We start from the raw sequence: 21596 nt of genomic DNA, 5'->3' as shown, positions 1-21596 counted from the left end.
GAATATGAGTGAAAAGAAAGAATCGGCGCCCGTGACCTCTGGGAAAGCTGCAGTGTCCAGTCAGGCTCTATCTTCGCTGGTGTGGAAAGGCAACCACTTGTCCATGCTGGATCAGCGTCTGCTACCCGAAACGATTGTCATGCTGGATTTATTCACGGCTGATGAAGTTTGGGATGGCATACATGCCATGAAGGTACGCGGTGCGCCCGCCATCGGGATGGCTGCGGCCTACGGCGTTGTGCTGGGGGCTTCCGCCTACAGCGGCATCGACGCTGATGGGTGGCTGGAGCATGTACACGCCGTGTGCGGACATTTGGCTACTTCACGGCCGACGGCAGTGAACCTGTTCTGGGCCCTGGATCGCATGAAGAAGCGGGCTGGGGAACTCATCGTTGAAGCTAGCGGAGGACGGATCGAAGACTGGAATGCCGGGCTGGAGCGTGAAGCCATAGCCATTCAGGCAGAGGACGAAGAAGTATGCCGCCAGATCGGCATCCATGCTTTACCTCTGTTCGAGGACGGGATGGGCGTACTCACTCACTGCAATGCAGGCGGATTGGCGACAGCCAAATACGGGACAGCGCTCGCTCCGATGTACCTTGCGCAGGAGAACGGCATCCACCTCAAAGTATTTGCCGACGAAACCCGCCCCGTGCTGCAAGGTGCGCGCCTGACTGCTTTCGAGCTTCAGCAGGCAGGCATTGATGTCACCCTGCTCTGTGACAATATGGCGGGCATGGTGATGTCCAAAGGATGGGTACAGGCCGTTATTGTCGGCACAGATAGAGTCGCTGCTAATGGCGATGTCGCCAACAAAATCGGTACCTATAGCCTAGCTGTGCTAGCGAAGGCGCATGACATTCCTTTTTATGTCGCTTCGCCACTATCTACCATTGATTTGCAGACCGCAACAGGCGCAGATATTCCGATTGAGGAGCGTTCTGCGGAGGAAGTTACCGAAAGCTTTGGTAAACGGACCGCCCCGCAGGGCATCAAAGTCTACAATCCAGCTTTCGATGTTACACCTCATGAGTACATTACCGCCATCATTACCGAAAAAGGGATTGTCCAAGCACCCTTTAGCGACAACCTCCCCGCTTTGTTTGCCGATTAATCGTTCTTGCAGATCATACCGTTCGTATAAAGCCGAATAATCTGCTCGATAGAGTGTAACTTTTCATAGAAAAAAACCGGAGCCAAAAAGTCCGGTTTTTTTCGGTTCTTGTTCCTCTACTTTTATGCAACATTGCACATAGGCTTCACTACACCAGTTTCAATAGTGCTTCATAGCCTGGCATCCCTGGTTTAATCCCCAGTTGCTCGGCTTCTGCCGTCACTGACTCCATCGGCGCTTCCAACAGTTCCTTTAGTGTTTTTACCCCCACAGCTCGTGCGGCCAGGATTTTCCGATCCGCCAGCCGTTCATTGAGCAATCCAACATCCAGCGCACCACACATGATGTAACCACGGGAGTTAGAGATCGTCAACAGCGTTGTTTTAGGCAGTTTGACCTCGACTCCGATAAATGTATGCTCACCCACTTGAATGGGTTCCATGTGTATCATGGTTATTACATGCACCTCCTCTTTGTTCATCCGGGATATTTTATGCGGCATTTGCGGGTGAGTGTGGACGCCCGTGGATACATTCAAAATATTAGGAGGGGAATGTATGTACAGCAAAATAGACGATATCAAAAAGACCAGACGAATTTTTTCTCATCTAGTCTCGGTGATCATCGTTAACGGTCTGGGTTACGCTTTATTCAAACTTTTTTAAGTACTGTGGCGGCACAAGGTCGGCAAGCCAAACACCGTGGTTGGCTTTATAAAACTTCACTTGATTAGCCAATGCCTTTTCTGTATCTACTTCAAGGATCACCAGTTCCCCACGTCTTTTACCTGCCAGAATTGCAAACTCAAGGGCTTCAGACAGATGTACATACTTTCTGCCCATTGGCTTAATTCCTTCAGTAAAAATGTTATGGATTACCTTTGTGTTTGTACCGTGATAGAGAATGGTTGGTGGAGTGGCCTCCTTATAATCCAATCTGCCTGCACTGTGCCCATAATTAGCTCTTATGTACCCATTAACAATCTCATATCTTTGTTTTGGACAATGGCTTACTACTTGCTTGATATCCGACTCGCTTACGTCAGACCATCTATTCTCTGATCTTATTCCTTGAATCAGGTCTTGAATGTCACAATAACCCTCATGGTCTAGCTCAAGACCAAACTGTTCTGGTGTATGCCTAAGAATCTTACTCATAAATTTACTAAGGCTCTCTTCTTGTTTTGGCGTTAACATGATATGCTCCTTCTAAAATCGTCTCTTAATTCTAGGGTGGATAAAAATTTTCCTCTTTAATCAGATAGATTGCAATGAAAAAAGCTTACTCTCATTTTATTATCAATGGAGCAAGCTCGGTTCGTATTCCTGAAGCTACTTTATGATTCAAATGTCATCTTGTCAGGAAATATACCACCTTCTTTAACGAAGCAACGTGCCATCCGCTGTGCAGCCCTATCAAAATAAAATTTGTTTGAATGATTCGAATCTGGTAAAGGTTCAATTTCAGAGAACAGCTTAGTATCCTTGTTTAATTGAATTTTCCCCATAGTGTGTTCGTTTGGACCATATTTATAAATAACTACTGTATCATCTTCATGTTCTTTAAAAAGTAAAACAAATGCTCCCATTATAAAATCTCCTCTATTCTATTTCCCATGGACGACCCGACCTTACCGCAGCGTTATGAGCAGTCTCATAGTCTGTTTTAAATATACCCTCAAATCTAGATTCAAACAATTCATGGTTAAGCAAATCCATATCTTTTTCTGTTTGTATCCCTTTTTGTAATCTATCCCATGCTTGAGCTATTTCGTAATCAGAATGAAATCTGCCATAACCACTTGATTTTATGTGTTCTTTTATGAAAACGTGTTCTTTGATTCTTTGAATCCTACTTTCCTTCATTCCAGAATTCTCAGCTATTGCTCTTACATCACTATCTGAAGCTCTGATTTGATCATACATCTCATCTGCTTCAGCTTCTCTACGAAAATATTCATCAATTGAAAGATCGTTTCTCCCACCTGTTTGTACTTCTGTTTTAGATTCAGATTCTATTGAATTCCGTAAGCTGGAACTCGTATTATTCTTCGGAATCTCATACTGAATAGATGGTTTCAAACCAATTTTAGGCTTAATAACTGAGCTGACTCCTCCAAACAATCCTGCTGTACCAATCATATTAGCCCAATGTTCCTTTGACCACGCATTGGTAGGATTAAATGCGCCCTGAATCATACCCGTTATTCCAAATGTACTGAAATTGAGCATGTCATTCCACGAATCGTTTTGTTTAGCTGCTCGTTCCATGTACCCTTGATACATTCCTTTTGGAATACCATACGACATATAATCTAAGAAGCTCCAAACCGAATCAAACTTTTTCTCATAACGTACTGAATTAGCATCTACAAAATCCTGACCTAGTTCAGTTAAGCTATCTACCGATTTCTGGAATGCATTTCGTGTATCTGGAGCAGGAACAGCACATGAATTCGGTGGAGGTGGTAAACAACTTGCATCAATGTTACCTGTTTCCATCAGATCTGCTAATCTGAATTTATCTGCATGGTGACGTAACTCCCTAGCAATAGAATCCATCAGGGTAACAAAGTCATTCATATTCTTCTGAGAGGTCTGGAAGGAATAGTAAAAGTGCTCTTTAGTCAGTCCTTCCCACAATTGTCCCATAGATGAAATTTGTTTTACTAAATTGCTATTCACTTGAGTTGCCGTTTGCTGTGCTAACTCAAACTGCTTGGAGATGGTCATAAGTTGCTCAGGCGTCACTTTAATAGTTGTCATAGGTTAGTTACCTCTAGTCATGAATTCGTTATGACATAGTAACACTATTCCGATTTATGGAAAATGAACTTAATTCCTAATTGTTATATGAAGGATTAACCTTTCTACCTACGTCTAAAGACTTAAAACGTGCCATGATCTTCAACCATATCTTGCAACCCAGGGATAAGCGTAAGGAGTTTTTTGTAGTTTCTTAGTTGCTGAGTTGTTATATTTAACTCATGTGCAATATCAGCCTGTGTTTTTTGCTGACCAAAATTATTTTGCTCAGCACTTTCATATGTATGCTGATTATTCCCTTCTAGATTGGCGCTCCCATCCCTCACTCCAGATTCTTTCCAACTCAACACAAATCAAAAAGGCTAGACGGAATATCCATCTAGCCACCTACAACACTTCATTATCTGAGTTGAATTTAAATAGATAATTCCAGCCCGCCAAGCCGTCTAATTATATCAAAACTATTACACAGTTTATTGTATACAAGATTAATCTATAACTTTTTTCTTCTTTTAATTACGAAAAAAATGCCACCAATAATTGCTAACCCTGCAATAGAAAATAGTGACACTTTTTCTGTGCTGATTTTGCTTGTAATGAGCTGCGAAGTAGTCGAGTTTAGATTAGATGGACTCCCCCCAGAGATCAGTTCATCTGAATCATTTTTTTCAGAAGCTTCTTGCCGAGCCTTCTCATTGGCAGATAGAAACTCTACAAACTCCTGTAAATTGTATACTTTCAATGGCTTAAATTCCATGTATACGCTCTCTCTAAGAGGAACCACAACTTCCTTCCCATCTATATCAGAAATTAGAGCAACCGTAGCCAGTCGATCATCATATATCAGTTTGCTGCTTTCATCGTAGCCAATCAATTTCTTTGCTTCTTCGAATTGACTCGGAAACTCAAGATCACTATAAGCTGATCGTATTCTTTTCCCATCTTCTGAAAAAACAATACCATTATTTTGTTGTCCACTTTTTATGGAAAATAAGTACCCTTTAGATTTTAAAATGTCATTAGCTCTATCTGTATTCCCTGATCTAACAGCTTTAGAATTAACAGTGTAAACCTTAAAACCTTCATCAAGAGTTAAATTTTCCGCTTCTTTAGTAGTTGTTATTTTAAATCCTGTATTCTTTCTAATATCATCTTTGAAATTCCCCAAATCCTTTTCAATAGATTGCTCAACTTCTTTCGGAACCTCATTTGCCGCTAAGACGGTTATAGGTAACAATAAGATACAAGAAAACGCAATACCAATTATTTTTTTATACATTTTATCAGTCCTCCTTAGTCTCGTTTTAATTAACATAAATTTCGTTTATAGTGCTGTACCAACTAAAATCTCTATTATTAACAAATCCATCATAGTAATCTATTTTATCCATCTTCTCACCAACGGCAGGGTCTTTGTAATATACTTTTTGAAATCCTAAATTTGTATTATCGGAATATCCATTTATTAGATACATATGTCCAAGATCAGAGTCGTCCTTCCACACGATATGTGCTAATTGCGGTTGATTTCTTTTTATTTGAGAGATAATAGTTCCAAAGGGTATCGGCTCTTTATCAATTGTAGAGTTCAACCCCCCATATGCTAACGCGCTTTTTACTTCCTTATCCGTGCCTCCCTTATTTACGAGGCTACCTTTAATATATTTTACGATTTGAGATTGAGTTTTATTTCCACCTAAATGTTCTATAGCCATCTGTGAAGTAGCAGCCCAGCACCAATTAGATTTCTCTTGTTTATGCGAAGGCACAGGAAGAGATTTGTAATCTATGTAACTAGGTGTGATTTTGTCTGAATTGATCTCTTGGGCTGATGTTAATGGAGCGATAGCACTAAGTGCTAATACCCCCATAAGCACAAATTCTGTCATTTTTATTTTTTTCATGTAATGAAACTTTCTTTTTTCTTATTTGGAATACAATATAATAATAATACAGAAAATACAATAATATAACATTTCATTCAACATTATTGCAAAAATAGTAAGTCGGCACTATATTAATCATTTTCCTGTAAGTGTTAAAATATCAACAATTTTAATAAAACAGTATCCTGCTACTTCCTTAATTACGCACAACGTTGAAGGTATCCCATCCTTTGACGTAAACCGTCGTCCCTTTTCATAATGCACCTCCTTCTTCAAACCCTCGTCTTGGTTAATAATGGATTAGTTCACAAAAAAAGTTTTAACAAATCATAAAGAAGACCTACTTTAGTTGTAGGTCTTGGAATAGAACATTATTTAATAATAGAATTTTTGAGGTTCCCCTGCGTTGGCCTATTGGGTTCCGTAATTAAACCTATTTCAGGGGTGCAGTTTTAACGAATTTTCAAATCAATTCGTATTTAAGCTCCTCCATGTGTTGCAAAGACTTGAAATCCTCCATCATGACTATCCAGATAAATAGGTACAGCTAAGGTGAACAAAAAGCTACTAACAACGATCAACATTACCACTTTTTTCAACATTGTTTAACCACACCTTTTCAATGAGATTGTAAAACTCTGTTTTGGTTTCAGATACCGCATGGGCTTTGAAACGCACAAACAACCCCATACAATTTATAAAATATGTCTCATTATTTAGTATATGCGCTTTTACCATTGCACAAAACAAATGATTAAAGCCATCATTGTGCATCCCATGATCTAAATAATAATAAGCCAATTCATATCCACAAAGTGCAGAGTATTCCGGTATTACTTGCTGGGTATACATATCATCTGATGATGGTCGCTGAGATAAAGACGCAATCTCTGTTTCAAATCGTTTAAGTATATCGTTTAAATCAAGCTCATAACGGTTAGCCGCCGTCATTATGTTAAGTAGTTGAGTTACCCTATCTTCTTGAATCGTATCTGATGAGTCATCAATAAAGTTTAGATATTCATGAAGCACACTCACATCACCAGATAAAAGCCTATATGCAAGTATGTTAGCTTGTGACCAATGTTTAAACAAGCCAATCCAGTGCTGGGTATCCTCATCGGTCTCTCTAACCCAATCTAAATTGGAGTAGGCATATGTATAGTGTAATGCCTGCTCATAATTACCCTGCTCTTCACATGCATTAGCACAGAGCAAGTCTGCATAAGCAATGTACACAAACAAGGGACGACTTAGCTTGTCGCTAGATTCGATCTGTTCTCGGCTGTTCTGTTGATGGTTCAGTGTACATTGTATTTCGGCTTTAGCTCTCATTTTCCTCGCCATCTCATCAACCTTATCCCATTTACGCAATGATCTGTACACGTTAGCCAAATCCTTCAATGCGTCAAGCTGGTCTATTTCATCTAGTCTTTCGACAAAAGCTTCAAATACGGCTGCCGCCCCAACATTTTGATTTTGATCGTCATTAATCTGAATTTTAAAAATACGATATTGGCAGATTGCCAGGCGTTCAGAATGTTGATATCTCTCCGCTTCAGCTACCCCCTCATAAAGTATCAATGCCGCTTCTAGTCGTCCCTGCGACAACAATTCTTCCGCTATTTCAAATAGCTTGGGTGAATAGAGTAGATTGTCCATGATGGCTCCCACTACTCGACGGATCGCATCCAACTTGTCCAACTCCGCACAGCGATACAAAAACGGCTCGATTCGCCTCATATTTGGAGGATGATCAATGATGTAATTTTCTATAAACAATTCATAAAAGTGACCCTCTGGTAAGCCCATAGCTTCAGTAATACGATCGAGCTGGTTAATAGACATAGATTTATTACCTGTTACAATGCTACTTATTATTCCCCTATTCATCCCTGTAATTTGTCCAAATTCCGATAGGTTTAAGCCTTCTTGTTTAAGATATTGTTCCAATTCTGCTCTAATCGTGGGTGTAATTTTCATCGATAAACCACCCTTTCAATGTAGACTCACAATACGATGCATAGTAAAAATTATTATGTAGTTGTGAAACAAGTAGTAAAATGCTCTAACGATCTTGATTGTACCATCTTTTGGTATAAAATCATATACCTTTCATATAGTACTCAAGATACCTTTTGGGATAGTTACGTATGATTTCATGATTAAGGATATCGTCTTTATGTTGATGTATAGTTTATTTAAAAAATTAGAACACAACTCATCCAATACAAAGTACCAGATTAATAGTCAGGTTCGCATTCCCTTGTGTTTTAATCTATGAATTGAGCCTTGATTGGATGTATGGCATACAAGCAACCTTAATGATATTAGGGACGGTATCGAGTCAAAAAATAACTTGAGTGTGAAAGTGAATGTGTTAGGGGCAATTTTGGAAATTAAATAGACGTTTATGATGTAAAATACCCCCCGTCCTTTTTATTGTACCTGCTAGTATTTGATCAGCAGACATAACAAAGAAACCTAGACATAATCATCTAGGCTCCATACACATGAACAATTTATCCTACTTGTTTCTGTTGCTCATATTCCTTTACCCTGCGATAGAACGTGTTAGGCTTCATTTCTACGCGCTTCATTGCTTCGACTGCTGTTATTCCACCTTGCTTCCATTCCTCATATGCTGTAATAAACTCATCACTTATTGCCTTTTTAGGCCGACCAAATACCACACCATTATTTTTGGCTGCTGCTATATCTTCAGATTGTCTACCGTTTATCTTCTCACGTTCACGTTCTGCCATGTAGCTGAGTAATTCAAGCACGATACTAGATATAACCTTTTCCAAACCATTTTGATATTGTCTAGTGTCAAGGATAGGCATACAAGGATAACAATGTGTGCACCTATCTCATACGTTATATCTTGCCATTCACGTTTGATTTCTTTAGCATTCCGTCCAAGTCTGTCAAGTTCCTTAATGAACAGAATGTCTCCGTGTCTAAGTACGCTCTTTAATGTTTGATATTGTGGTCTGTCAAAATTCTTGCCACTTTGCTTATCAATGAAGTAATCACGTTCCATAATACCTAAGTCCTTCATCGATTCTAATTGTCTAGCTTCATTCTGATCTTTACTCGATACTCTTATGTAACCATAGCGTCTAATCTCACTCATATGGATCATCCTCTACTATGTCATTAATTGTATTTAGCAAAGTATGTCAAAATGTATACTATATGACAAAGTGTTGGAAAAAGACTTGGCTAAATTGAGCATAATAAAAAGGGCAACCGAAGTCGCCCTAGATATTCCATTATACAACTTAACTTTTCAAATACTTTAGTACACAAATCTATTTACTGTCTTCTTCCTTGATGTAAATAGCGTCATATTGAATGATTGCTTTAGTTTCATCAGTAGTCTTTGAAACGTCGTAGACTACTTCATCTTGACTGAACTTATCTTCATCATGGAGAGATTGCGGTTTTTTTATAAATAACCCATCTTTAGTATAAATTTTATCAGGATGATTAAGTTCTTCTAATACACTGTCAGGGACTATTGCTTTTGTAACGCCCTTCATTTCTTCAGAAGTATCGTCACTAGCAAAAACATTATTACCAATAACTACAGCAAACGTAACAGTAAGGGCAGCCAACCCCAAAAATTTCAATTTAGCCTTCACTTCTTCCCTAACCCTTCATTAATTAATTTGCATATCCATTCCCAGAAATTTTAATCGGGTAACCAGACCCATCATTTCCGGAATGATTTCCAATTAGCAAATAAACTGGATTGAACTCAAAAGATGCATCGTCGCCTGTTATACCTAAGTTAGTGTGCGAAAATTTGATCGTGGTGACTATTGATAATAGTGTAAAAAAATCAACTCGATTTTCCTAACTGTGAAAACGCCATCTTATAAGCCACAAACGTAATAATTGCGTAGATAAAACCATATAGAAGCCAAGCATCTATATTAACTGCAATGGTTTCTAAATTGGTGGCAATAAATATAAGAGGCAGTAGCAAGGCTAGTATTAATCCTAAGTAGATGTTTCCTTTGAAATAGGCGAAACATACTCCGATCAAGATTGCCAGAATGGGGCAAAATATAAAAGTAGGGAAGAGGGGATTAAGTTTTGGAAATAACCAGTAAATCATAATAATCACTCCTTAAAGTTAATTAGTCAGAAAAAAACGAATCATTTCCTTGTTTGATTTAAATGCTAGAGGAATGACATGTAATTCTTTGCCTGTCAATAAGTCATATTCTCTTATTTCCCTTATTCTATCAACAGGAGAATTTTTGACATAATCATATAGGACAAAAACAGATCCTGCAAAATACTGTACTCCAGATATTACTCCTTTCTCATTTTGTATTTTTTCGGAGACGGAATTGCTTTGTTTTAATCTCAACTTTTTAGGCTTTTTGTTGAGGTCATTGAAAATAGTATAATTTAAGTCTTCAGAGAGAATATATAATTTATCGTTGTAAATTTGGCTGTCATAAAACAAAAATGAAGTATCTGACAAAGATGTTTCATTTTCCAACTTACCATTTTTAGGGTCAATTATCTGCATTATAGGATGAAATTGTGTATCAGATGTATTGCCATCAAGAAATACAATAAGCTTGCCTTTAAATATTTGTAGTGATGCTCCATTTTGGCCTACCGGAAAGTATTCTTTTAAACCATGTAAACGATTTTCTATAGTGAATTGTTTGATCTTCTTTGATGTTTTTAAATCAATGACATAAATACCTACAGAATTATCATTATTGTTCACATATAAAGTGTATGCCATATTATTGTATTCAACGGTTGATAATAAATATCCATTCAAAAGAATATTTCTATATTTCAAATTTTTTTTATCGAAATAAACCAATTCATTGGTGTACTGTGTGGGAGAATAACTCGGATTAATACCCACGTTCATGGAGAAAAATAGATGATTGTCGCTTTCTTTTAAAAATGAAGTTCCGATATTCCTATCTTTTCCATACTTATTAGGTCCAAAAAATGGTTGAAGAATTCCATTTTGATTAAGTATGTAATGTCTATTTTTTCGTTCAGACATTAAATAATAGTCATTCTTTACTTTGGCAAAATAATAAAGTGACTGGGCATTAACTAAGTTTTTTTTGTCTAAAATCTCGCCTTTATTACTGTATTTCACAATTTCTGCACCGTCATCCATTGCATTTGAATAAACAACAGTAAATGTCTCGGATTTTGTTATATTTTTCAATGAATGATTTGTTGCAGTAAACCAAAACGTTGAAACTACTAATCCAAGTAAAAATAAAGTTGCAAAGATAATTCTTTTTCTTTTTTTAAAGAGCATATTGCCCCCCCTAGTGAAATCACCCACAGGAAAAAATATATATCCTGTGAGTGATTAGGTTTATTAGTTGCTATAGTTATATTGAAGTATTACCGGATTTAGCTATTTCCATTGGGGTAACAATAGGATCAGCCGTTATATAGTCAACATCAATCCCCTGAGTTTTCCAAGCCTTCCATACCAACTGTACAAGTGGTGCTAAATTATTTCATGCGATATATCTACAACCGTTTCGGTGCTGCCGATCGGCTTGTCGTCAGTAAGAAACACCGAGGCGATAAATTCTCCCTGAATCGTTAGGCTTCCAATCGCCTTAAATCGTTCTACCTCTATTGGTTTTGCCGAAATAATCGGCTGGATCAACGTCTTCCATCAGTCCCCATTCGACCATATCTGGCGTACGGGTCAGCACTTTCCGATGCGACTGTCGAGAATCCTCTCTATCGCTGGATATTCCTCGAATCTTTGTTCAATGAAATGTTGAATAACCACCCCGTAAAGGGGCGGTTTTCTTATGCTTGCATGAATGCTTCTAACGGCTCCAGAGTCGCGAACGTCTTCTTTGCATCCTTCTTCCGTTGCTCATCATAGAGTTTGGTCAACTCTTCGAATGATTTAGCTTTAATCTTCGTATAACTCGATTTGGTGTATCTGATTATGTACGTCTTTACCCCTTCCTCTTCACTCCACTCGTAAACGACATCATATTTGTCCCTCAAATTCTTTAAATGAAGTGACCGGCGCAACACTGCAAAGTGTTCTTTAATGGCTTCATCACATTCCTCCATAATCTTCTCGTATGTGCAGCCAACTCGCATCAGAATCTCCAATGCCCGTTCATCGCCGTATCTCGCGAGAAATTCCTTCAACGAAACCAGCGCATATAGCATTATTTGTTCCTTGTCATTCGGATTCCTGTATTCATAACAGCCTACAACCAAATTGCGGTCGGTCATTTCCTCCTTACTGAATTGCATATTAAACAAATACTCGAGTGTCTTTTGCTTCATAACGGTTTCCAACATCTGTTCTTTATCAATCCTGATGCCCGTTGTCACCCACGGAAACGGTAGTTGGCCGTTACTTTCACGCGGTATGCTACCCCTAAGATTCAAAATCGGCATACCCGTAGCCATTGCGTACGACCTGTTATATCCGTCGCCCGCGAATATTTCCTGTTCTTCTTGCATGTGTCCTGCCCCTCCTTTTAGTACCAAGTTCCATTCGGCGCGTAGTGCCACCAGTTGTCTGCGAAGTGAATCTCCGCTCGATTCCAGCGAATTACGATCCAAATTACCCTCCGCATTTTCCAGTAATTTCTTGGTTAAGCTATAGTTCTCCGTTCGTATTATGAGCTGTGACCTACGCTTACGGGCTTTGCCACTTCACTTCCGCTCTTCCAATCCCGCTCTGTCCATTGTCAGACAACACTTTTATTTCCATCTCTCCAGGCACTTCATGAATCTCCGTTACAATCGGTTCAGACGAACCGAGAATAAGATCCTATAGTAGACTATTGCATATCCATAAACTACCACTTTTTTGTGTTGGTCTCCTATTAGTTCATCACCGCTGCTTTTCATTAACCCTCGAAGATACTTCTGGGATAAATTGTATCAAATGAGAACCATAAGTCCATCTGATGGTTGCGTTATCCTGCCCGTTGGCTAATGCCGGCTGCCAGTCTACAACTTTATTTTTCACGGTCTAATGCTTTGTTTTTCAGTCTAACACTTTATTTTCACAGAACAATAGTCTCATTAGACTATTTTGTTCTTCCCATAATTTTAAGAATGTATCATACTTCATAACATTCACGCACCTTCCGTATACTTTACCCATATCGCTAAGTTAGTAGCCTGATTGGAGACTCTCCTGTTTAAACCCGCCTCTTAATTCTTAGGTGCATGCAAATTATCTTCTTTATCAGATAAATTACTATGAAAAAAGCTTGCTCCCATTTTATTGTTAAAGGAGCAAGCTTATAGATATTCATTAATCGTTGTGAATTATATTGATTTAGGATTTTTATAGCACCAGTTTGGATCATAGGGCAGAGATCTGAACTTCTGCATATCTTCCCAACTGTAGACCCAATCGTAATCAGGAATCCAAAAATAGTCAGTAGGATTTAGCTTGAGATATTCATATATAAATCGAAAAATCAGCTCTTCAACACCATAAACATCTTCAATACATCCTACTTGATACAAGGACAAGCTTGAATCTAATCCACTAATATCCTCATCATGCTCATAATTAATTTCGTAATTATAAATTCCATCAATATAGAATATAAACTGCTGGTTATTTTCAGCACCTAGTGGGTTATAAGATATATTTAGAGTTGTTGAAAAAAACTGTTCGTTCTTATATTTTTTATCATTGTCAAAATATAATCCAGCATCTGCATGAAAGGCAGCTACGATTGCATCTCCTAGTAATTTCTCAGGTGTATATTTTTCTCGTTCTATTAAAATAAAAGCCGAACTCCCCATCACTTAACCACCTTTCTTAATTCCTCCAAGGAATTTACAACAGTTACTCCTAGCTTCTTGATATTATCTAATTTTTCTATATTACTTTGAGATAGATTGCCCAAAGGCTTATCAATATAAAGTATAACTTTCTTCTGTTCTGGATTAAAATAAAGCTTATCAGTAGTAATTGTCATTTTCTCAAGTTGTCCTTCTTTAACTGCTTTGATCGAAGCCTTTACCTCAATTAATTCATTTTTTGTAACCACATCTAAATCACCTGCAAATTGACCATCTTTCTTTAATATTTTTTGCCCAAAACCAGTGACTTCACGTTCTTCTTTTAAAAAGCCAGCTACTTTTGCTTCAGTTGCCTTTCCTACATCTGAGCTATTCATAAAGTTTTCAATATCACGGTTAATATTTTTGGGATGTTGATCAACCCATGTCAGTTCATTGCCAGCAGGGTTTGTATATTTCGTCTTATTTCCTTCCTTAATTATGCTACCCCTATTGTAATTGTGGGTTCCCTCGACGACATGCGGTGCCTTTTCTGCCTTAGCTCCCGAAGAAGGAGTGGATTTTGATGAGCCTCCACCTTCTCCTTTCGCCATCTGCCACAATTCTGCTGAGCTTTCCCCTGCTCCTTTTGCACTTTTAATCGCAGTTGTAGCTCCATGCGCCGCCAAAGCTGCCGATCCAATTAATCCGGGTACCCCAATGATACTCCCTACACCTGTAGATGAAATAGCAACTGATAATCCTTCTCCACCTATTCCAGCTACTACCTCACCTGCCCCTTGCAATGTTGTAGCTACATTTCCGAGAATTTCTCCTACTTTAGCTGCCATGGGATGATCATAATTCCGTTCTTTATCAGGCCATATCCCCACTGTCAAATTCTCCTGAATAGCTCCTTTTGCTCCCTGTGCAGTATCCCAAAGGATTTCTCCTTGAAGTTTGCTGGCTTCCAATTGAGCTTCAGACTTGGTGATCTCAGCTTGTCCAATCTGTTCAAAGATTTTATGTAACCAACCTTCACCTGTGGATGCCGTTTTAACAGGGGTGTCAAGCCACGGCACATCCAGTACAACTTTTTCCCCGTCCACCTGTGTAAAACTTTTTGAAATAAAGATGAGTTCTTGTGCAACCATAGATAATCGCTCAAGCGTCACACTCATGGATTGTCGAGAAACCTGAAATTCCTGAAAAAATCTCTCTTGGGTGGCTCCAGACCAGCCTTGTTGGACAAAATCAATCCGTCCACTCAAAAAATTCAGCATACGTTCCATTTCATGCTTTCCTTGTAAGAACTGATCAGCCACTTCCATCAGTTTGTCAGGTGGAACTAATATTCTCCCCATTCTACCACGCCCACTTTAATTTTGATGGAAATAATATTATCAGAAGGGACGATTTAGGGAAATCCATCTACTATCCTGTTATTTCCTTTTTAAATCATGTGACATTTGAACTGAAGTAAAACAGAGATTATCACGACTAAAGTATTGTATATCACTGTTAGATGATGCCTAAGTTAGTTTTAGCTGTTCTATCCATAGGCTAGTGATCAAGTATTGATTAATGTTGATTATATCATTATTACTTTTTCTTGATTTATAACAATATAATTGACATAATATCAATAAACATCCTTACTATATAATTCTAGGACGCTATATTTAAAGGCCTTTCCTATATAAATTTGAATGGCTTCATAGTACAAAATTCTCCTTTTTCATAAACATTATTGGAGGCTAGTAAATGAGTAAATTTGAAAAAAATCTAATTAAGTATTTGTCTTACGGTTTTTGTGTAGGAATTTATTATTCCTTTATTAAAGGGCCAACAACAATGAGTTCTTCAATCAACGGTATGTTTGAATTTTATACAGTACCCACTTCTACTTTTATTTTCAGAACTTTATCAATCTCGTTTATATTAAGCCTCATTGCTGGAGTGGTGTATACAATCGTTTTTTTATGTATAAAAGGAAATAAGTAGATTTCCCAGAATAATCCCAAAACAAAAGGAGCCAACCCATCGCAATAGCTCCTTTTCTTTATCGACCCTTTATTTAATTGACTAACTATGCAAAAAAGCCTGCTCCCATTTTAATGTTAAGGAGCAAGCTTATAAAATATTAATCATACTCAATGAACACATTGCCGTTTCCATTGACGGCCTTTTGTAACAATATAATTATATCGTTCTTAAGATCAGGAAGTACAGGTAATATATTAGTCAAACTTTTCGCTTCTTCCTCGGTCAAATATTTAATATCAAATGAATCAAACAATTGTAGGGTCTCTCTAATATTTTCCACTTCCCATGGACTTTCCTCATACCAGCCTTCGTGATCACTTAGTATATTACTTTGTGCAGATTCTAGTTGAACCAAACAATCCATTAATGTATCAAAGTATCCATTCCATATCTTCAATACATAGCATTTATCTGAATTTGTATAAATCAATCTTATTTCTGGTTCTCCTTCAAATCCAGCATAGTAGGTATCATTTATTTTATCTATCTTCATCCTCTTACTCCTTCTAATGGCTGTGATTTTGAACTTGAGAGCATTTTATTCTCAGACTGCCACGTGGTGACCCGTTGGTCCGTAATTCGAGCCATTCTCTCAATGCTCAATAGGAGGTGCCTTCACTGGCTACTAACATAAAACTGGAATGGTGGGATCAGCTTACTCTTCATCTTCGTTAACCGCTTTAATCAGATTTCCATAGACTTCCTTCGTGTGAGCAGATGCATGTTCTTTAAAATGTGTAAACAACCTCATACATCTGATTGCTTGTATTCTATTATTAGATTCAGCAGACTTTTCCAAACAGCTAAACAAAAATGCGAAGCCTTCTGAAAACCTCCCCTTGCGCAAAAGATAGATCGCCAATTCCCTTGCGAAATGAGTGTATCGCTCCGTTGTGAATCGTTGAGTATACAATCCTTCAACTTTTTTCTGCTCCAGAAAGGAGATGATTTCTTCTTCGAATTGCTTTAATATATTATCTACATCAAAATGGTATCGGTTAGCTGCCTCAATCATAATATCAAGTGCGGGAAGAATCTCATCTTTTCTTGAAGAAATATAAGCTACATAATCAGAAAGAACGCTCTTATCGCCAGAAAGAAGCTTATTTAAGTACGTATTTACTACTGCCCAGTCTTCGTACTTTTTTTTCCATTTCAAAGTAGTTTCATCTGTAGCATTAACCCAACTTAAATCGGAATAAGCATAAGTGTGCTGAAGCGCTTGTTCATAGTCTTTCCTTCCTTCACATGCTTCTGCCCGAAGTAAATGCGAGAACGCCCAATACGCAAACAAAGGAAAATTGGGTTTCTTCGAATTGTCTCTATCTACATGATGCCGCTGTTGTTCAAGTTTGTATTGAATTTTTGCCTTGTCTCCCATAGCTTTAGCGAATAGTTCTACTTTATCCCATTTTCGTAACGAACGATATGTATTCGCCAAGTCTTTTAATGCCTCTAACTGATCTATCTCATCTAACCGATCAACGTAAGGCTCAAATTGAATGGCTGCATCATAGTCTTTCTCTTGATCGTCTCCAATACGAATCGTAAACAATCGATACTGGCAAACCGCTAATCGTTCTGAATACTGATATCTCTCCCCTTCTGCTACATTTACATAAAGGAACGCCGCTGCTTCAGTATAACCTTTTTTAAAAGAATCCTCGGCTACTTCAAAAAGTGAAGGAAGATAAACAGGATTATCTAGCAACATACCTACAACTCTTCGCAAGCAATCAAGTCGCCCTAACTCCACGCAGCGGTACAAAAAAGGGCTGATTCTTCGCCAGTTGAGCGGTTCTTCCTCAATACATTCTTCAATATAACGTTCATAAAAATAATCTGGTGGTAAATTCATTCCCATAGTGATGCGATCTAGCTGGTGAACTGAAATTGATCGGTTGCCCGTCACAATGCCACTAACTGTCCCTACATTCAAATCAATCATGTGACCAAACTCGGTCATGGTTAAGCTTTTCCGTATCAGATAGGTTTGAACTTCTGCTCTAATCGTAGGTGTGATCTCCATAGATAAACCACCCTTTCAACATAAACTCGACATATAATACATAATTAAACCATGTAATGAGAAACAGTTAGTAAAAATTACTTTATCCCATCATTGTCTTTTGGAACAAAGTCATATACCCTTCGTTGTTTACAGCAGCACACATTACATTTTTGCACTTTTTACATATATTCCTCAAAAGAGGATTTCCTCATTTTGCTTATATACAGCAAAACACGCAATAAAAAGGCTAGACGGATCATTCCATCTAACCACTTAATAATAGTATATTTTTAGGTTATACTGTGTCCTATACTGGAGACCTTTTTATTCTCACAATCCTCCGTGTTGTCCAGTGGGCTCATAAATAGACCCCTTGTCTTGATACTGAAGAGGGAGAACTACTACTACTAGTATAAAACTAGTAACTAAAAAAGATAGAATTACTTCACGTTTCATTATTATCCACCTCATTAATTAAATTTCTGTATGCTATCTTCGTCTCAGATGCTGCACACTCCTGATAGGACTCATACATCTTTACACACTTAATTATATACGACTTATTTTTGATTAATGTAGATTTTTCCAAACAATTTAACAAAAAAGTAAATCCATCTGCAAAATTATTTTTGTTAAAGTAGTAAACCGCTAATTCATTTGCAAAATGAACATAACGTTCTATAACTAATTGTTGATTGTACGTACCTACACACTCAGGTTTATCCAGCAAAGCTAAAATCTCCGTTTGAAATTGATTTAGAATATGATCAACATTTAGATGATATCGATTAGCAGCTTCAAGTATGTTATCTAATCCGGAAAGCAACTCTTCTTTCCTTGAAGAAAAAAATGTTACATAATCAGCCAAAACAGCAATTTCACCAGCATGAAGTTTATTTACATAAGTATTAGCTTTAGACCATTCTTTATATCTCATTTTCCACTTCAAAGTAGTTTCATCAGTTTCTTTCACCCAACTTAAGTCACCATATGTGTACGTATGCTGAAGTGCCTTCTCATAATCTTTATGGGCCTCACAAACTTCTGCACGAAGTAAATGAGAAAAAGCCCAATAAGCAAACAGAGGAAAGCTTGGTTTCTTTGCATTTTCTCTTTTGGAAGGATGCCGTTGTTGCTCCATGTTATATTGAATTTTGGCCTTGTCTCCCAAAGCTTTAGCGAATAATTCTACTTTGTCCCATTTTCGTAACGAACGGTATGTATTCGCCAGATCTTTTAATGCATCTAACTGTTCTATCTCATCTAGTCGATCAACGTATATTTCAAATTGAACGGCTGCTTCATAGTTTTTCTCTTGATTATCTCCTTGCCTTGTATGGAACAAACGGTACTGACACATAGCCAGACGTTCTGAATATTGCTTTTTCTCACTTAGAGCCACATTCTCATATAGAATAGTTGCCGCTTCGTAAAGCCCTTCTCTAAAAAGTTCTTCGGCAAGCTCAAATAAAGATTCTGAATAGCCTAACTTATCCATCAATAAATTAACAACTTCTTGTATACAGTCCAATTTATTTAATTTCGCACAATTATGTATAAAAGGACTCATTCGACGCCAATTCGGATTAGCCTCTGTTAAATACTCAGACACATACCGTTCGTAGTAATAGCCAACGGGAAGCCCCATTGCTTTTGTAATTCGATCTAACTGATCGACTGAAAGTGTGCGGTTCCCATTAATAATACTGCTCATGGTGCCCGGATTCATTTCTGCTTCTCTAGCTAAATCACTTAGGATTAAATCATGATCTTTCATATGTTTTGTTATCTCTGTGAGTATCGTGGTTGTTGTGTTGTACAAAGTAACCACCCCTTGTCAGGAACTTAGTAGGATATCAACTCATTAAAAAAGGACTATTGCAATCCAATGATTGTATAGCCTTTCCGCAATTCATTGTACCATCTTTTGGTACAATATCATATACCTTTCAGAACCTTACTTAAGATACCTTTGAAGGGTTTGTAAAGAAAATTAAGCTTTATAAATCCTGAGACATACGAATCATATCTCTACACTGTATGCCATTCTCATAAATTTTTTCTACATAGTTATGTCTGATAAAGAAATCTAGATCTACACCAACAATTCTAAACCCGCATTTTTGGTAGAGGGCTAACTGCCCAATGCTAGAGTTTCCTGTGCCCATTTCCATCGTTTTATAACCTTGTGCCCTAGCTGTTTCAATGGCATGTGTCACTAATAGTCTGCCTATTCCTTTACCATGCATATCTTCTGATACTGCTATATTCACTAACTCAACTGTTTCAGGTCTTGTAGGTAAAAGAACATAGACTCCAACAATATGATTGTCAATCTCTGCTACAAAACACTGCCCTCTTTTTAAGTATTCCTCAACAAGTTGGTGCGAAGGATCAGCTAGTAACAAAAGCTCTATTGGATATTTTTCATTTGAATTAAGTAGTCTAATATTCATATATTCTCTCCTGAATGTATTATGGCCCCCGGATTTCCCCCCTTATCGTAAGCTTTATTCCAGAAATCCGGGGGTGATGGCGATGAGATGAAGCCTTAACTCAGGTTGACCTCAATTCATACAAACCATTATGCAGTGAAAGACGGGCAGAGTATGGACCTTCAAACAAGACACTGGTATTAAATACGGCCGGAAGCCTATCATCAGGAAACCAAGGCCGTTGCTTGTCTATGACTATAAATGATCCTTCTACATTCCCTAGCGGCGCGAACTTTTGTCCAGCCCCTCCCCATGGATCAAGTTGGAACGTTTCGGTGATTATCCTAGATACTTCAGGGACATCATCGACAGGAAGACCGATCTCGCTTATATGAAGTAGAGAGTTGGGCCCGAAAGCTTCAGTGACTGCATTGTCGAGTGTATGGTGAGCGATGAACTCGACAAGGTTATGATCCGGATCATAGAAGTAAAGCGCTGTTGCATTCCAGTTTTCGAAAAAAAACTCATCTTCTTGGGGTCTTGAAATCAATGAAATTCCACGGTCGATTACCCACTGTTTTGCTTCTATGAATTTATTCGTTGGGATCGTAACCGCAATATGATAAAACTCATTTTCCATATGGGAGGATTCCTGAAAAGCAAGAACCGATTCCCCTACTTGAAACGACAGCCGCGAAGAGCTTTTCTCCACAACCTGCAAATCCAAGAGAGAGCCGTAAAAAGCTTTTATCGCTTCGAAACTATGGGTGGCTAAGAGCACTTCTTTTAATTTCAATGCATTGGTCCTCCCCACAAATAATTTTGGAACCCATTGTCCGTCTAATCCATATCAGCATTTTATCTCAGACTATATGAGGTCATTACAATGTTTGTTTATTATCCTTTAAGTCGCTTAAAAATTTGGCGTTCACATCTAACGCCGCAAATTGAAGTAGTATATCCTGTTCATCTAGAGCTTTACTTTTTGCTATTTCGAGATAAAGCTCGGGCTGGTCCCGAAACGCTCTTGCCCTCCCAATCGAGTATGCCTTCTGGAGATATTCATGAGCTAATACAGGCTTGCTCTGATGAAGAAGTGTTTCCGCCATCTGAATATAAGGTTCAGCATGTATAATGCGGTACCCTGTACCTTCCAAATCTAAAATCTCCTCATTTAAAAGCTCTACTGATCGCTGAGTATGCCCGTTATAATTGAGAATTTGAACGTATTGATGCAAGGTTACACCTGTGATGCCCCATTTATGCTTAGGCTCGGGTATTAGATCCCAAGCCTTCTGTGCTTTTTCCACAGCCAAGTTGCTATCTAATGGGAGTGTATGAGCTGCATCCTCTCCAAGCTCCCAAATCTCTTCTTCCAATTGAGCCTCCAGATCGTGGTACATTCGAATATTCATCTATTCCTCCCAATTGGATAATATAAGTTCAACACATAGAGATGTCTACTCCTCATTGCGTTTAGCGAAAGCGCTTGATTAAGGATATCACTCCCCAGATGAGCAACGCCAAGATCCCGCTAACGAT

Annotated in this window: 23 protein-coding genes and 1 pseudogene; 2 read left to right on the top strand and 22 right to left on the bottom strand. The window is 38.1% G+C overall.

Going from position 1 to position 21596, the window contains the following annotated elements; genetic code table 11:
• Window positions 1-4 precede the first annotated feature (4 nt).
• Window positions 5-1114 (top strand): S-methyl-5-thioribose-1-phosphate isomerase, encoded by a 1110-nt coding sequence (mtnA, locus tag MKY75_RS07765; RefSeq protein ID WP_165145261.1) that lies wholly within the window; start codon window positions 5-7, stop codon window positions 1112-1114.
• A gap of 148 nt (window positions 1115-1262) precedes the next feature.
• On the opposite strand, the gene MKY75_RS07760 is transcribed toward mtnA, so the two are convergent.
• The 16 genes and pseudogenes from MKY75_RS07760 to MKY75_RS07685 all read right to left on the bottom strand — a co-directional run bounded on the left by MKY75_RS07760 (window position 1263) and on the right by MKY75_RS07685 (window position 14926).
• Complete coding sequence (locus tag MKY75_RS07760) at window positions 1263-1565, bottom strand: YunC family protein (RefSeq protein WP_318626791.1); 303 nt, start codon at window positions 1563-1565, stop codon at window positions 1263-1265.
• A gap of 196 nt (window positions 1566-1761) precedes the next feature.
• Window positions 1762-2310, bottom strand: coding sequence for an RNA 2'-phosphotransferase (locus MKY75_RS07755; protein ID WP_069012772.1), 549 nt, complete (start codon window positions 2308-2310; stop codon window positions 1762-1764).
• A gap of 140 nt (window positions 2311-2450) precedes the next feature.
• Complete coding sequence (locus tag MKY75_RS07750; protein WP_029516580.1) at window positions 2451-2702, bottom strand: hypothetical protein; 252 nt, start codon at window positions 2700-2702, stop codon at window positions 2451-2453.
• A 13-nt stretch (window positions 2703-2715) separates the two neighbouring features.
• Entirely contained in the window at window positions 2716-3879 is a 1164-nt protein-coding gene (locus MKY75_RS07745) for a WXG100 family type VII secretion target (RefSeq protein ID WP_165145185.1), read from the bottom strand.
• Window positions 3880-4001: 122 nt separating this feature from the next.
• Window positions 4002-4226, bottom strand: coding sequence for a hypothetical protein (locus MKY75_RS07740; RefSeq protein ID WP_196245333.1), 225 nt, complete (start codon window positions 4224-4226; stop codon window positions 4002-4004).
• Window positions 4227-4372: 146 nt separating this feature from the next.
• Window positions 4373-5158: an LPXTG cell wall anchor domain-containing protein gene (locus MKY75_RS07735; RefSeq protein WP_230584968.1), complete on the bottom strand. Its 786-nt coding sequence runs from the start codon at window positions 5156-5158 to the stop codon at window positions 4373-4375.
• 25 nt (window positions 5159-5183) lie between these two features.
• A complete protein-coding gene (locus MKY75_RS07730) occupies window positions 5184-5783 on the bottom strand; it encodes a C39 family peptidase (RefSeq protein WP_340884909.1) in 600 nt (199 codons plus the stop codon).
• Window positions 5784-6332: 549 nt separating this feature from the next.
• Window positions 6333-7748, bottom strand: coding sequence for a tetratricopeptide repeat protein (locus tag MKY75_RS07725; RefSeq protein ID WP_209949841.1), 1416 nt, complete (start codon window positions 7746-7748; stop codon window positions 6333-6335).
• Window positions 7749-8287: 539 nt separating this feature from the next.
• Window positions 8288-8904: pseudogene (locus MKY75_RS07720) on the bottom strand (recombinase family protein).
• Window positions 8905-9082: 178 nt separating this feature from the next.
• Complete coding sequence (locus MKY75_RS07715; RefSeq protein WP_209949842.1) at window positions 9083-9415, bottom strand: hypothetical protein; 333 nt, start codon at window positions 9413-9415, stop codon at window positions 9083-9085.
• A gap of 200 nt (window positions 9416-9615) precedes the next feature.
• The gene (locus MKY75_RS07710) at window positions 9616-9894 is read right to left on the bottom strand and encodes a hypothetical protein (protein ID WP_029516574.1); all 279 of its coding nucleotides are present in this window, start codon (window positions 9892-9894) and stop codon (window positions 9616-9618) included.
• 18 nt (window positions 9895-9912) lie between these two features.
• A complete protein-coding gene (locus MKY75_RS07705; RefSeq protein WP_340884907.1) occupies window positions 9913-11085 on the bottom strand; it encodes a YncE family protein in 1173 nt (390 codons plus the stop codon).
• A 198-nt stretch (window positions 11086-11283) separates the two neighbouring features.
• On the bottom strand, window positions 11284-11448 hold the full coding sequence (locus MKY75_RS07700) for a hypothetical protein (protein WP_340884904.1): 165 nt from the start codon (window positions 11446-11448) through the stop codon (window positions 11284-11286).
• Window positions 11449-11597: 149 nt separating this feature from the next.
• Window positions 11598-12377 (bottom strand): hypothetical protein, encoded by a 780-nt coding sequence (locus MKY75_RS07695; protein ID WP_230584964.1) that lies wholly within the window; start codon window positions 12375-12377, stop codon window positions 11598-11600.
• A gap of 717 nt (window positions 12378-13094) precedes the next feature.
• Complete coding sequence (locus tag MKY75_RS07690) at window positions 13095-13583, bottom strand: hypothetical protein (protein ID WP_029516567.1); 489 nt, start codon at window positions 13581-13583, stop codon at window positions 13095-13097.
• Complete coding sequence (locus MKY75_RS07685; RefSeq protein WP_340884902.1) at window positions 13583-14926, bottom strand: WXG100 family type VII secretion target; 1344 nt, start codon at window positions 14924-14926, stop codon at window positions 13583-13585. The genes MKY75_RS07690 and MKY75_RS07685 overlap by 1 nt, the downstream gene beginning before the upstream one ends.
• A 400-nt stretch (window positions 14927-15326) precedes the next feature.
• Here MKY75_RS07685 and MKY75_RS07680 point away from each other — a divergent pair, with 400 nt between their 5' ends.
• Window positions 15327-15566 (top strand): hypothetical protein, encoded by a 240-nt coding sequence (locus MKY75_RS07680; protein WP_039269860.1) that lies wholly within the window; start codon window positions 15327-15329, stop codon window positions 15564-15566.
• Between the two features lie 139 nt (window positions 15567-15705).
• On the opposite strand, the gene MKY75_RS07675 is transcribed toward MKY75_RS07680, so the two are convergent.
• The 6 genes from MKY75_RS07675 to MKY75_RS07650 all read right to left on the bottom strand — a co-directional run bounded on the left by MKY75_RS07675 (window position 15706) and on the right by MKY75_RS07650 (window position 21469).
• The gene (locus MKY75_RS07675; RefSeq protein ID WP_340884900.1) at window positions 15706-16101 is read right to left on the bottom strand and encodes a hypothetical protein; all 396 of its coding nucleotides are present in this window, start codon (window positions 16099-16101) and stop codon (window positions 15706-15708) included.
• A 162-nt stretch (window positions 16102-16263) separates the two neighbouring features.
• A complete protein-coding gene (locus MKY75_RS07670) occupies window positions 16264-17637 on the bottom strand; it encodes a helix-turn-helix domain-containing protein (protein WP_340884898.1) in 1374 nt (457 codons plus the stop codon).
• 427 nt (window positions 17638-18064) lie between these two features.
• Entirely contained in the window at window positions 18065-19396 is a 1332-nt protein-coding gene (locus MKY75_RS07665) for a helix-turn-helix domain-containing protein (RefSeq protein WP_340884897.1), read from the bottom strand.
• 223 nt (window positions 19397-19619) lie between these two features.
• Window positions 19620-20075 carry a GNAT family N-acetyltransferase gene (locus tag MKY75_RS07660; protein ID WP_340884895.1) on the bottom strand — a complete coding sequence of 152 codons (456 nt, stop codon included), beginning with the start codon at window positions 20073-20075 and terminating at the stop codon, window positions 19620-19622.
• Window positions 20076-20175: 100 nt separating this feature from the next.
• Complete coding sequence (locus MKY75_RS07655) at window positions 20176-20850, bottom strand: VOC family protein (RefSeq protein WP_340884892.1); 675 nt, start codon at window positions 20848-20850, stop codon at window positions 20176-20178.
• An 85-nt stretch (window positions 20851-20935) separates the two neighbouring features.
• Window positions 20936-21469, bottom strand: coding sequence for a hypothetical protein (locus MKY75_RS07650; RefSeq protein ID WP_318626801.1), 534 nt, complete (start codon window positions 21467-21469; stop codon window positions 20936-20938).
• Window positions 21470-21596 lie beyond the last annotated feature (127 nt).

This window comes from Paenibacillus sp. FSL L8-0663, from assembly GCF_038008125.1.
GTDB classification, from domain to species: domain Bacteria; phylum Bacillota; class Bacilli; order Paenibacillales; family Paenibacillaceae; genus Paenibacillus; species Paenibacillus polymyxa_D.
The sequence above is the reverse complement of the archived record's forward strand: the minus strand, read 5'-3'. Positions and strand labels throughout refer to the sequence as shown.